Origin of the sequence: Psychrobacter okhotskensis, assembly GCF_965638355.1 — a bacterium.
In the GTDB taxonomy this organism is placed as follows: domain Bacteria; phylum Pseudomonadota; class Gammaproteobacteria; order Pseudomonadales; family Moraxellaceae; genus Psychrobacter; species Psychrobacter okhotskensis.
The window spans coordinates 668,295-681,448 of sequence record NZ_OZ281822.1 but is presented as its reverse complement, the minus strand read 5'-3'; the positions used below and the strand labels follow the sequence as shown (position 1 = coordinate 681,448).

9 protein-coding genes are annotated in these 13,154 nt (G+C 44.3%); 2 read left to right on the top strand and 7 right to left on the bottom strand.

Annotated elements, in window-relative coordinates:
• Window positions 1-142: 142 nt before the first annotated feature.
• The 7 genes from ACSUPM_RS02815 to ACSUPM_RS02785 form a co-directional block, all read right to left on the bottom strand.
• A complete protein-coding gene (locus ACSUPM_RS02815; protein WP_265089658.1) occupies window positions 143-2,164 on the bottom strand; it encodes a flotillin family protein in 2,022 nt (673 codons plus the stop codon).
• A 289-nt stretch (window positions 2,165-2,453) separates the two neighbouring features.
• A complete protein-coding gene (locus ACSUPM_RS02810; protein WP_101210901.1) occupies window positions 2,454-3,104 on the bottom strand; it encodes an OB-fold-containig protein in 651 nt (216 codons plus the stop codon).
• A 313-nt stretch (window positions 3,105-3,417) separates the two neighbouring features.
• Complete coding sequence (locus ACSUPM_RS02805) at window positions 3,418-4,428, bottom strand: PD40 domain-containing protein (protein WP_201582335.1); 1,011 nt, start codon at window positions 4,426-4,428, stop codon at window positions 3,418-3,420.
• A gap of 231 nt (window positions 4,429-4,659) precedes the next feature.
• Window positions 4,660-5,148 (bottom strand): META domain-containing protein, encoded by a 489-nt coding sequence (locus ACSUPM_RS02800; protein WP_101210903.1) that lies wholly within the window; start codon window positions 5,146-5,148, stop codon window positions 4,660-4,662.
• A gap of 557 nt (window positions 5,149-5,705) precedes the next feature.
• Window positions 5,706-6,815 carry a lipase secretion chaperone gene (locus tag ACSUPM_RS02795; RefSeq protein ID WP_173240176.1) on the bottom strand — a complete coding sequence of 370 codons (1,110 nt, stop codon included), beginning with the start codon at window positions 6,813-6,815 and terminating at the stop codon, window positions 5,706-5,708.
• Between the two features lie 205 nt (window positions 6,816-7,020).
• Window positions 7,021-8,109, bottom strand: coding sequence for an esterase/lipase family protein (locus ACSUPM_RS02790; RefSeq protein WP_101210905.1), 1,089 nt, complete (start codon window positions 8,107-8,109; stop codon window positions 7,021-7,023).
• Window positions 8,110-8,376: 267 nt separating this feature from the next.
• Window positions 8,377-9,081: an esterase/lipase family protein gene (locus ACSUPM_RS02785; protein ID WP_025652128.1), complete on the bottom strand. Its 705-nt coding sequence runs from the start codon at window positions 9,079-9,081 to the stop codon at window positions 8,377-8,379.
• Window positions 9,082-9,305: 224 nt separating this feature from the next.
• Here ACSUPM_RS02785 and map point away from each other — a divergent pair, with 224 nt between their 5' ends.
• A complete protein-coding gene (map, locus tag ACSUPM_RS02780; protein ID WP_392397124.1) occupies window positions 9,306-10,097 on the top strand; it encodes a type I methionyl aminopeptidase in 792 nt (263 codons plus the stop codon).
• A gap of 174 nt (window positions 10,098-10,271) precedes the next feature.
• On the top strand, window positions 10,272-12,998 hold the full coding sequence (gene glnD / locus ACSUPM_RS02775) for a [protein-PII] uridylyltransferase (protein ID WP_436880158.1): 2,727 nt from the start codon (window positions 10,272-10,274) through the stop codon (window positions 12,996-12,998).
• Window positions 12,999-13,154 lie beyond the last annotated feature (156 nt).

Below are 13,154 nucleotides of genomic sequence, written 5' to 3'. Positions count from 1 at the left end.
TATCTACTTCATTATAAATCTTAATTATCATTTAAAATTTAGTTTGAAAGCTGGGCTAAAAGCGCCAGCCTATAACGACAACTTGAAATTAAAGAAAAACCTGCCACCTAAGTAGCAGATTTTTTATTGATATTAAAACCGACTAATCGTTATGTTGAGTAGACTCATCGTTAGACTGATTGGTCTTGTTCGCTAGCTGGCTTGCCATCATGGTATTGATGATGCCGCTTAGCGTATCTGACTTGCCAGCGAGACCGTCAATGGCTTTACCGATAGACAATGACTTAGCAAAGTTGTCAAAGAAATGCGCTTCGCCGCCAACAATATCAATTTTGGCTTTCTGTAGCGCGACTGCCAAGACTTCAGCGTTTTCTTTGGCAATCTCTTTACCAGCTTCGATAGACGCCATGGCTTCTTGCAGCGCAGTCTCGAGACCCATACGGAACTCTTCGTGCTCGCGCGCTTCTTTGCTCATGCTGCCCATCGCATTGAATTTTTCGACCAGACCATCGGCTTCGGCTTGGAAATGCGCACGGGTGACTTCCGCTTTTGCCAGTCCCACTTCACGCTCCGCTTTGGCATTTGATTCGCCTTGAGCGGCGATAACTTGAGCATTTGCCAGCCCGATATCACGCTCAGCTTTGGCGTTGGATTCGCCGCGCGCCGCGATAACTTCAGCATCAGCCATGCCTTTTTCACGCTCTGATTGCGCTTCGGCTTGACCAGTTGCTCTGATAACGTTGGCTTTGGCAATGCCTTCTTTTTCAAGCGAGGACGCTTTGGCTTCTTGAATAGCCGCTTCGGCAAAGCCGTGTGCCGACTCTTCAGCCTTGATACCTTCCGCCATTTTAATTTTGGCTTCCGAGTCTTTGGCTGAGGCTTCAAGATTAGCGGCAGCCAGCGTGGTAATCTCGACGGCTTTGTGCTTGGCTGACAGCTCTTCGGCTTCGGCTTTTTTGACCTGACGTACTTTGATTTCTTCGGCGTCTGCTTCGGCTGCCAATACGCGCGTCTGTTTAGAACGCTCGGCTTCGCTCACTTCGCGGACTTCTTTGATACGCTCTTCTTCTTGCGCGACCGTTTTGTCTACCGCGATACGCTCACGAATGACATTGGCGATTTCTTTTTTCTCAAGCTCAATTGCGCGTTCAGCTTCGATACGTTGTAAGTCAACTTCACGCTCACGTGAGACGATTTCTAAATCACGAGCACGCGTGACTTTCTCTTCTTCAATCACAACCGCACGCAAGCGGTTCTGACCAGCCACTTCAATTTCACGTTGTTGGTTTTCGCGCTGAATCGCTAAGTCCTGCTCAACTGAAATAATCGCGGTTTCAGACTTTTTGCGCTCTTCTTCTTCAATTTTGCGCGTCTCAGCTGTCTCACGCGCAATGACAGAAGAGATTTCACGTTGCTGTTTGGCTTCGGCATCGGCTTGTTGACGCTCAAGCTCCAGCATTGCCTCTTTGGTCTCAACGTTTTTCTTTTTAACGGCCAACTCTTCGTCACGCTCAAGCTCGTTAGTGATGACGTTTTGGAAGGCTGTTAGCTGAGTAATCTTTTTGATACCTTCAGCATCCAAGATATTGCTTGAATCTAGTGAGGCTTTCGGCGTTTGCTCTAAATAATCAATCGCCACATCTTCTAAGACATAGCCATTCAGATCGTTACCGATTTCTTGGACGATACTGTCACGGAACTCGCTGCGATTTTCAAACAACTTAACGAAATCAATCTGCTTGCCCACAGTTTTTAGTGCTTCTGAGAACTTAGCGTTAAACAGCTCATTGACAGCGACTTTATCAGAGGCGCGCTCAACCCCAACCGATTTGGCAACCTTTAACACGTCTTCTTCGGTTTCATTGACTCGCAAATAAAATGCAACAGTAATGTCCGCACGCATATTATCCGCGCAAATCAGTCCTTCTTTACCTCGTCTATCAACCTCTAAGGTGATGAGTGAGATTCTCATCAATTCTTTTTTATTGATGATAGGCCAAACAAAGCCACCATCAAAACGTACGGCGATTTTACTCACACCATTGATAATCAGTGCTTTGCCTTGCTCAACCTTGAAGTAAAAGGCTTTGAGCATCAAAAGTGCTACCATCATAAAAACAAACGCCAGCACCACAACCACGCCGACGATAATGAGTATGTCCATATCCATTCCTTTAATTAAAACATTCTATAGTCAATCCTACATAAATCAGATACGGCATTAAACGCGCTCAGCCTACTATTCGTAGGACTTGCACTCACTTTTCTTGTATCTCAATTATATTGAATCAACCACAAGCGAATTTAAAACCGTTACGACCATTCTTAAAAATAGTTTATTTTTATCTTACTGAATCATTATTCATTAACCGTTGCCGTCTATTTACTCTGCACGTCTAATCTACGCTAACAGCGACTATTAATAGCCATCACGATTACATTATTGGTGACAGTTACTCATCTTTGACAGAAGCGACTCGATAGGTATTGGCTTCGTCTAAATACTCTATCAATACCACTCTATCGCCTTGTCTTAGCAAATCATCATTAGTGTCTGAGCGAATTTTAAGTATCAATCCTGCGCCGCCATCGTTTAATTCTGCTTCGCCATGTTTGTCGGTCACACTCAGGGTGCGCACAACGGCGATTTTGCCAATATTGCTAGACGCATTCCGTTTGGGAATTTTAGCGATATTTTTGCGAATGGGTGAAATGATAATGCCCGTCAACCACATGGAGACGACCAGTACAAAAATGAGCGCCCCTGTACCGAATAGGTAATACAAAAGACCAGAGTCAAAATATTGATGTAAAAAGCTGGTATATAGGTAGCTTAGCAGCCAACCGATTAAGCTAATCAAGCTTAGTATGATAATTAAAGGCACGCCATAAAGACCAAATTTGAGCATGAGACCGGTAAAAAAGCCAGGCGATGACAAGGGGGAGACATCACCATCTGCCTCACCAAAATCCACGCTATCCATATCCGCCATGCCAAGTAAAGACACCAGCCAATATAGAGTCACGAACATCACAAGCCCCGTAAAAACAATCGTGGGGTACAAACTGATTTTAGTGATAAAGACTAAAAAAGACTCTTGCATGAACCGCTCTCTCCTATTACTCGCTTAATCCAACATATTAATGGCTCGGTTATACAATTTGGCAGTATGTGGTTACAATTTACTCAACTTTGCTCCACTCAGATTCGTTCTGTCAGCTTGCTTATACCAGATTTTTTACCCATAGCTTGATTATTCTCTTTTGAATGGCAGGCGATATGGCTATAAGCGCATTGGCTTTAACGAATTTAAGCGATGGCTAAGCCACCTCTAAAATGCAGGCTATACAATCAACTTATGTTTCTTTGTCAGTGATTATATATACATTCCATTACATAATACATAGGTTTTACTCTTACCGTCCCCAAATGGGTGAGCGTACGACGCCTCCCGTCTTACTGCCAATGGCATAGCTTGTATTACCTGTTAATGAATGAATGACCAAGCTGCCGCCATTTTGACTGCCCACTTGTGCAAGCTTGGTGGGATAGACGGCATACTGCGCGGAAGGTGACAGACGAGCGGGTTCATCAAGACCCGTTTCGGCTAGATTGATAACTTGCCCAGTAGCCAGCGTCATCACCGCCGCCTTGCGACCATTAAGGTAGGCCAAACGTTGACCATCTAAGCTCAGTTGCGGACTGGCCGCATAGCCCGCTGTCGGTATCACGCTTGCATTGGCTGTGGCAAAACGATAGCGATAGATACTGGGGCGACCAGCGCGGACCTTATCACTGGTATAAACAAAGCTTTGCCCGTCGCTGGCGTAGCTTGGCTGCACTTCCGTACTCGGTAAGGTGGTTAGCTGTTTGGTACTACCGTCGCTTAGGCGCATCTCATAGATATCGGCATTGCCGCCGACGGTTGAGCTGTAGAGGAGTTTTTGACCATCAGGCGAAAATGATGCTGACAAATTACTGCCCTCAGCATTTACCACCAGATTTTGGGTATTGCTTTTGCGATCATAGATATAAATCTTTGGATGCTGACGCAGCGCTTGTTTACTATAGGCCAGCATTTGACCATCTGCTGACCACGCTGGCGCATAGATATAACCCTTGAGCTGATCAATCAATTGGCGGTCGCTACCATCAGGGCGAATACTATAGAGTGTCGATATCTTTGCAGCGCCAAAGCCTTGCTCCTCAACATAAGCAATATACCCTTGCCGATCTATTGCTGGCATGCGGGCTGTCAGCGGATTGTTCGTCATTATATTAACAGCAGCATTGGGTGCGGTCATGTTCGGCAATGTCTGACAACCTGTTAGGACCATCCCCGTTAAAAAAGTGATAGCCGTTATGACGATTATTTTATTTAGGTAATGTACATTACTATTCGGTTTCAAAACAATCGGTTTTAACATGAAATAAAGTCCAATAGGGTTTTAATGGTGCGGTAAATATGCTTGAGTAAAAGCTAAGGTTATATAACAGCAAAGAGGATTAATCGACCCCAACAATCCATCACTACAAAAGTTGATGACCTTAGTGTAGCGCAAACGGCAGCATATTTTGGATAAAAAAATGCCCCACTACATAGTGAGGCATATCAAAGACAGGAATTACTGATTAAATTGCGTCATTGAATTGGCAAATTATTTTGCGACAGCTTTAAAGTACGCCACTTGATTGGCATTACGGATAGTCAAGATAGGCACGTTATTCGCATTGTTATTGATGCTGTATTTGCCTTGTACCGTCGCCATAGTTGCTGTATCGAAGCTTGCTTGTGGCTCAGGGCATGCCATCATAGTCGACATTACATTACCTAACACCACATTGTCATTTACGACGCTATAACTAGCGCCCATGTTATTACAAGTATTAGCAAAGGTGACACGGTTGCTCGTACCGTCTTTGAAGAATTTTAGCGTTAATGGTTTGCTTGGGTCAAAAAACAATTGGCTGACTTTGTCACCATTGCTGCGTTTGGCATCGACAAGCTGCCAGTTATATGCTTGTAGTGCATCAACAGTAATTGGTTGAGTCACAGGCGCGGTCACACTAGGGGTAGTTTGGCAACCTGCAGCCAATGTACCTACCGCAAGTGTCGCAGCCATCATTATTTTAGTCATGTTTTTCATAGTATCTCCTAAAAGGTTTAAGCAAATTTTTATAGACATGTGCGGAGCTTTATAGCGCCTGTTTGATTATTTTATTCATTGACCAGCACTTTATTCATTGAGCAGCACATGGGCGCTATTATGCATGACTGCCATATGACTGTCATGATAGATTAGGTATAGATTGAGACGTGGTTTGTGCCAACTATACAGGTGATTTGCTAATAGGTCTTGTTAGCAGCGCCATAAGCTGCTAACACTTTTGTGTGATGGCGAGTCTGCTTGTTACTTTTGGCTTATCAACTTATCAACTTATCAACCGATGATCGATCAAGCTGTTATTTATCGAACATCTCACTGCCAAATAATCATTCGCCACGTATCTAATTATTTGGTCTTACTAGGGCGTGTCCTCAATTCAACCGATAGCAATCTAAATGGGCTAAAAATAGTTAAATCTTGCCAAACATCGTCAAATAGCTAGGTAATATATCGATATTATCTGCACTATTTTCCTTGTTTGACTGCAATTTACCTCATTTTTATCACTATTTTTAAAATGAGGACACGCCCTAGGACTATTGGGCAGCCGCAGCATTTTGTTGTTGCATCGCCGCATAACCCGCCAAGCGCTTGCGCTCGGTATCGTTAAATAGCTGCTGCTCGAGCTGATTGATTTGGGTTTGTGCCTGCGCTTTGTCCGCATTTTGGCTCAATAGGCGCTGCTTTTGTGTTTGGTATTGATCAAAACGCTGATCGAAATTGGCGTCTTCTTGATCTACTTGTGCCAGTCTCGCTGCTGCAGGCGCACCGACCAGCTCTCGACGCATATTGTATAGTGCTTCGGGGCTTGCGCCTTTGGCTTTCATCTGCTCAGTACGAGTCATTAGCTCATTTAGATTAGCTTGTTGTGCAATATTGGCCTTGGTAGTGTTGTCCGGCATGCGGCTAATATAGTCTTGTTTTGCCGCCTCTTTTTGCGCATCAGACAACTGGGTATTTTGGTTGATTCTGACCATCTCCATACTATAATCGTCATAGTCATCCTCTGTACCAAAGAAGGCGGTGATGGTTTCTTTGGAAAAATACTGCTGACGTAGCTTACTGACGTCTTGCTTTTGCTGTGTCACCGCATTCAAATCCAACTCGCCACTTTTGGTCGCCTGCAATTGCAGATTACCATAACGCTTTTCTATCTCAGGGATGGCTTTTAGATAGGCAATATATTGGTCAAATATGGCAACCGCTTGACTGGCGGCAGGCTCTGGCGTGTGATTACGGATATAGCTCTCAACGCGAGCATAGATGACAGCGTCATTTTCTTCGCCAAGCGCCGATAAGAAATAATCGAACAAGCGGCGTAAGCCTTCGGTAACGACTAATTGTTTATTTTCATCAATGATGATCTCACCGTCTACATCCGTGCCTTGTAAAGACCGCGGCAAGTTCTCAAGCCCTGTGATGAATTGAGTGTTATTTTGACCAGACAATGTCGCCACCCCACTATTAGCATCAGAACTATTGATCATTGTGCTATTGGCGTTATTCTCCACTGCTGTAGAGGTAGTCTCAGAAGATCCAGCAGTGCCTTGGTCAGGCTTAAACCACATGATAATCGCCACAGTGATAGCGATGATGACAGCGATAATAATGATAGGAAGATAAGGTAAACGGCGATTGTTTGGCATAACGAAAATATCTTATTTAATAAGTCAGTTGATATGTGTGTAGCATACTAATATATGAAAGAGGCACCAAGCGATAGCATGAATAAAAAATTTGTTTGTGTGAATATATAACCTCTGCTACCCATATAAGAAAAGGGTCAACTCAGTTGACCCTTTTCTTACACAACGCTTGCAGACTCAAGGCTATAGTCCACTCATTAACCAATTATAAATTGGCTTTTTTAAGACGATTCACTTGATCACGGTATACCGTTTTTGGATCAGGTTGACCCCACGCGACTAGACCTAATAATTGATTGGCAGAATCCAGATGATTCATTCGATAGTCATCACGAACCACATAGCCGAGTCGGCTTGAGCAGGCAGATACTAAGCCATCATTTGGCTCACCCTCGAATGTCGTTCCCGTTAAAGCCAGTAGATAATCACTAGGATCCAGTCCATTGGTTACCTGACCGATACCACTAAATGAGTAATATTTGATGCCGTTGACTTCGGTAGCTGTTGGCTGACCACAATAACTGGTTGGCATCGCTGCCGGAAATTTAGCATTAAACTTAGTAGCAGAATCAGTAGATAAGGCTTGAAGTGCCTCCCAACCGTCCTGCTCTTGTAACTCTTTAAAACTTATACCGGCGCTAATGTCCGTCAAGTTACCAACTAACTTAAAGACACCAAGGGTAATCTGTGAGGCGACATTAAACTCACCGTCAGCATAACCATCCTTAGCACTACCTTCAATAACTTGTTTCATAACCCAATCACCCATCTTTGAGCCTTGCTCTGGGCTTGAGATTGCCGTTACTGAAGCGACGTATTGTGGAGCAACACCAGCCACATAGCGGATATCAATACCACCCTGACTGTGTCCCAGCAAGTTAACTTTTGGACTGCCAGAAATAGCACTGATGGTTTTAATCTGTTGCAACAATTGCTCACCGCGGAGCTCACTGTTATGGACGGAAGACGTTTTGGTTGTATAAACCTGACTTCCGCCTTGCATTAATGTTTCAGGGATACCATAAAAATAGTCGACCAACCCAAACGCTTTAGTAAAGCCACCTAAACCATGTGCCATGACAACTGGATATTTGGTATCCGTATGATTGGACGTCCAGTATTTGTTACTAACCAGATTGCAACCTGTGGCATTGGCACAATTATAGTACTGACCAGCCGCTTGGGCTGATGTGGTTTGTAACGCCATTAGGAGCAAACCGGCACTGATAGCACCAAGTGAGGGTAAAAATGCGCTAGGCGTGAGAGCCGAGGCAAGAGAGGGTTTTTTAGTCATAACAACATCCTTGTTATCGTTAAAGTTTGGCAGTTCCTTTATATAAACTTATATTGCACTTACTGCAAAAGTTATAAAGAAACTATTGCTAAATCATTTAGCAACCAAAATTACTATACTGCTATCTTCTGTAACATTCAATCGTTTTTTAGAATATACGGGGCGATTTTTAGTGACTTTTCAGTCATTAATTAATAAATAATTGCTTTTATAGCTTTAATAGTCATTCATGTTAATGCTTTATATTCCAACAAGCTTTTGATAGTGTTACAGACTTTCATTTTTGAGACGATTAACCTGAGTAGTATAAAGAGACTTTGGATTAGGCTGCCCCCAAGCGGTCAATCCTACTACTTGATTGACAGAGTCCAAATGATTCATTTTATAATTGTCTCTGATGACATAGCCAAGACGACTTGAACAAGAAGACACTAAACCATCATTTGGCTCGCCAGCAAACGCAAGTCCTGTAGTAGCTAACAGATAATCACTTGGATCAAGACCATTGGTTATCTGGCCAACACCACTAAATGAGTAATACTTAATGCCATTAACCTCAGTATCAGCGGGTTGACCACAATAGCTGGTCGGCATTGCAGCAACGTAGCGAATGTCGATACCACCTTGGCTGTGACCAAGTAAATTGACTTTAGGGCTGCCTGAGATGGCACTGATAATTTTGACTTGTTGCAATAATTGTTCACCGCGAAACTCACTGTTGTGGATAGCAGAGGTTTTAGTTGCAAATACATTCGACCCACCATTTATCAAAGCTTGTGGAATACCATAGAAGTAGTCGAGTACCCCAAACAGCCTATTAAATCCATTAGCGCCATGCACCAATACAACGGGGTACTTGGTATCCGTGTGATTTGACGTCCAGTGTTTGCTACTGACTAGCTCACATCCAGTAGCATTGGCACAGTTATAATACTGTCCAGCCGCTTGCGCCGAAGTAGTTTGCATCGTCATTAACAGAAGACCTGTGCTCAGAGCACCTAGAGTCGGTTTTGCAATATTCAATGGAATTTTTATGCTAATAGTCCTATATTGATGACTATATAGTCATATATGTGCATATAAAGTCGTTTAATATCACTATGATTGAAATAGTCAATGACTTGCATTCAAACAGCATGTTGTCGATTTATGCTATAATTGACCACATAAAACCCATAACTATAAGTACCACAATGATGACTAAAAAATCCCTTATCCAGTCCCCAGAAGCCATAGAAAAAATGCGTGTGGCCGGCAAACTTGCCAGCGACGTCCTTGTCATGCTCGATGAGCATGTCAAAGTTGGCGTCAGTACCGAAGCCCTCAACCAAATCGCTCATGACTATATCGTTAATGTGCAAAAAGCCATCCCTGCTCCGCTGAATTACAACGGTTTTCCAAAATCGATTTGTACCTCAGTAAACCACGTGGTCTGTCACGGCATCCCAACCGAAAGCAAGCTACTCAAAGATGGTGATATCATCAATATTGATGTGACCGTGATCAAAGACGGCTACTACGGCGACACCTCAAAAATGTGGATCGTCGGTAACGGCTCTATCATGGCGCAGCGTATCTGCAAAGTCGCACAAGACGCGCTATATGCTGGCATGAGTGTGGTCAAAAACGGCGCGCGTCTCGGCGACGTTGGTGCAGCGATTCAAGCAGTGGTCGAGCCTGAGCGCTTTAGTATCGTCCGTGAGTTTTGCGGTCATGGCATCAGTGATGAATTCCACCATGAGCCACAAGTCATGCACTACGGCAAAAAAGGCACAGGTTTTGAGTTAAAAACGGGCATGACCTTTACCATTGAGCCGATGATTAACCAAGGTACGTGGCAGACCAAAATCTTGCCAGACGAATGGACAGCGATTACCAAAGATCGCAAGCTGTCGGCGCAATGGGAGCATACCATGGTCGTGACTGATAACGGCTGTGAGGTGTTTACAACGCGCCCCGAAGAAGACTTAAGCTTTTTAACTCAGTAGTACAAAAAAAGATCGCCTAGGCGGTCTTTTTTTTGCGCTATTATTAGAGCATGTTCTTAACTCAATCGACAACGATACCGTCGTATTGTGCTTATCGATTTTTCAGTTTTATAACTCCAAGAAGTTATTGGCTTCAATGATCCACCTTTTTAAATTGTTAACGGGATAACACTCATGTTTACTTGTGATGCCGCCTCGATCGATCTGACGCCGCTGCCTTCCTTTTCCTCACCTACGGCGTCACTGTTGCCGGCGGAAAAAAGCCTACTCGGCATTCCTGAATGGTTAACCCAAATAAATGAAGATATCAGCCGCGCGCTTGAGCGTGGTATCAATATTCGTCAACTGGTGGCGGCACGCGCCTGTGCTATAGACAGTCTACTTATCGCCCTGTTTAAATGGTTTGAGCTGGATAAGACCGATTTGGCGTTATTCGCCACTGGTGGTTATGGGCGCGGCGAGCTGTCCCTATATTCCGATATCGATATTCTATTATTGGCTCCCCATGAGATTGGTCCTGATGCCAGTAGCAGGATTGATAACTTGGTGGCGTTACTGTGGGATATCGGACTTGAGCCTGCCTTATCCGTGCGTAGTGTCAGTGATGGCGTGGAAGCAGCGCTTGACCATACCATTGCCAGTGCACTACTCGAAGCAAGGTTGCTCATTGGTAATGAGGCTTTGCAAGACGTGCCTATTCAGATCGTCAACAAACAGTGGTCGCCGCGTGCATTTTTTGAGGTAAAGATTGCAGAGGCCAAAGCGCGGTATTTGCAGCACAATGCCACAGAATATAACCTTGAGCCTAATATTAAAACGGCCCCCGGTGGTCTACGTGATATTCATATCATCGGCTGGGTGACCAAGCGCTACTTTCGAGTGAGCAAGCTCTATGACTTGGTGCAGCAGAACTTCTTGACCGAAAAAGAGTTTGACGAGCTGAGCTTTGCCGAAGGCTATCTATGGCAAATACGTCATCATTTGCATGAATTGACTGGGCGCAATGAAAACAAGCTGCTTTTTGATTATCAGCGTGATATCGCCCAACTGATGGGTTATGAAGCGCAGCCAGACGATCAGCCTAACGCCGCCGTTGAGCGTTTTATGCGCGATTACTATCGCTGTGCCATGCAGATATCGACGCTGTCTGAGATGCTGACCAATCACTATTATGAGACCATCATCGAGCCGCAACTGCCTGATGATGAGCGCCCAAAAAAGCAACCCATAAACGCGCGCTTTAACCAAGTCGGCGAACAAATTGCCATGGCGCATCATCGCGTTTTTGCCCAACATCCTGAGTCGATTTTAGAGATGTTTTTACTCATGGGTCAATATGGCATCAAAAACGTCCGTACCCATACCTTGCGAGCGCTAAAAATCGCCGCGCGTGGCATCGATCAGACTTACCGTGACAACCCTAACCACCAAGCGCTGTTTTTAGCCAATCTAAAAGAACAGAATTACTTGTTTCATCGCCTGCGCACCATGAATCGTTATGGGGTTTTGGGCAATTATATTCCTGCTTTTTCTCAAGTCACCGGCCTGATGCAATACGATTTATTTCATCGTTATACCGTTGATGCGCATACCTTATTTTTAATTCGTATCTTGCACCGCTTCACCGATTCACGTTTTTATGAAGACTTCCCGCTGGTCAGCGCTATCTTTCAGCGTATTGAGCGCAAAGAGATTTTGGTATTGGCAGCGATGTTCCATGACATTGCCAAAGGCCGCGGCGGCAATCATAGCTTGCTTGGTGAGACTGAATCGATTGAATTTTGCTTGGCACACGGCATGAGTGTCGCTGATGCCAATTTGGTTGGTTGGCTGACCCGCTATCACTTATTAATGTCGATGACTGCGCAGAAAAAAGACATCTCAGACCCAGAAGTCGTGACACTCTTTGCAGATTTAGTAGGCAACGTCACTCATCTCAATCATCTGTACGTGCTGACCGTCGCCGATATGAATGCCACCAATCCACAGTTATGGAACAGCTGGCGGGCGACCCTTATGAAACAGTTATACTCGCAAACGCGCCGTATTTTGCGTGCTGATATCGATGCACCGACCAATCGCCAAGACATGATTAGTGCCACGCGTAAGCAAGCATTGGTCATGTTAGACAATGTCGATAATCAACATATGAACCGCGATGAGGTACTTAGATTGTGGGATGATTTGGGCGATGAATACTTTTTGCGCGAGATTGCTGAAGATATTTTATGGCATACCGAAGCCATCTTGGACCATCCACCCATTGGTCGTGCCTCTGATGCCAATAGCCCGCCATTAGTCGTGTTACGTGAACATCGTGAGCTGGCGCTAGATGCAGTGCAAGTCTTCGTTTATACCCAAGATCAGGTCAACTTGTTTGCAGTTACCATGGCAGTCTTTGATCAGATGAATCTAGACGTATTGGATGCAAGAATCATTACTGCCACCCGTGACTTTGCCTTGGATTCCTATGTGCTGCTGGATCGTAGTGGCACGCTACTGGTTGATGAAGACAGCCAGCAAGAGCTTAAACAGCGACTGATCGATGCCTTCAAAAACCCGACAGTGCCAAAATTGACGCACAAACGTATCCCGCGCCAGCTCAAGCACTTTGAAGTGGCGACGACGATTAATTTTGAGTTTAATGAAGCTTCAGATCAGCACATTATGAGCTTAGAAACCCTCGATCAGCCAGGACTATTAGCACGAGTCGGTCAGATATTTTTGCAGCAACAAATTGAGGTGCATGCAGCCCGTATTACCACTTTGGGCGAACGTGCAGAGGATATGTTTTATATAAGTGACCGAAATGACGAACCCTTATCAGCCGATAAGCTCGAAACCTTAAAAACGGCACTGATAACGAGTCTTAGCTTACGTAGCGACAATGTTGAAAGTTAAACGGTACTGAAGATTAAGATGGTATAGAGAGTTAAAAATATGAACGATCCATGAATTGGACAAGTGTCGTTGATTGATTGGGATTGAAGTTCTGAGGTGAAAAATTTTTTAAGGTGAAAAGTGGATTGGTGCTGGATAAGTTTAGACTTTTTAGCA

Bases quoted from the DNA above. Each gene is read 5' to 3' on its own strand.
- ACSUPM_RS02815 (WP_265089658.1), bottom strand. From the start codon at position 2,164: ATGGACATACTCATTATCGTCGGCGTGGTTGTGGTGCTGGCGTTTGTT.
- ACSUPM_RS02810 (WP_101210901.1), bottom strand. From the start codon at position 3,104: ATGCAAGAGTCTTTTTTAGTCTTTATCACTAAAATCAGTTTGTACCCC.
- ACSUPM_RS02805 (WP_201582335.1), bottom strand. From the start codon at position 4,428: ATGTTAAAACCGATTGTTTTGAAACCGAATAGTAATGTACATTACCTA.
- ACSUPM_RS02800 (WP_101210903.1), bottom strand. From the start codon at position 5,148: ATGAAAAACATGACTAAAATAATGATGGCTGCGACACTTGCGGTAGGT.
- ACSUPM_RS02795 (WP_173240176.1), bottom strand. From the start codon at position 6,815: ATGCCAAACAATCGCCGTTTACCTTATCTTCCTATCATTATTATCGCT.
- ACSUPM_RS02790 (WP_101210905.1), bottom strand. From the start codon at position 8,109: ATGACTAAAAAACCCTCTCTTGCCTCGGCTCTCACGCCTAGCGCATTT.
- ACSUPM_RS02785 (WP_025652128.1), bottom strand. From the start codon at position 9,081: ATGACGATGCAAACTACTTCGGCGCAAGCGGCTGGACAGTATTATAAC.
- map (WP_392397124.1), top strand. From the start codon at position 9,306: ATGACTAAAAAATCCCTTATCCAGTCCCCAGAAGCCATAGAAAAAATG.
- glnD (WP_436880158.1), top strand. From the start codon at position 10,272: ATGTTTACTTGTGATGCCGCCTCGATCGATCTGACGCCGCTGCCTTCC.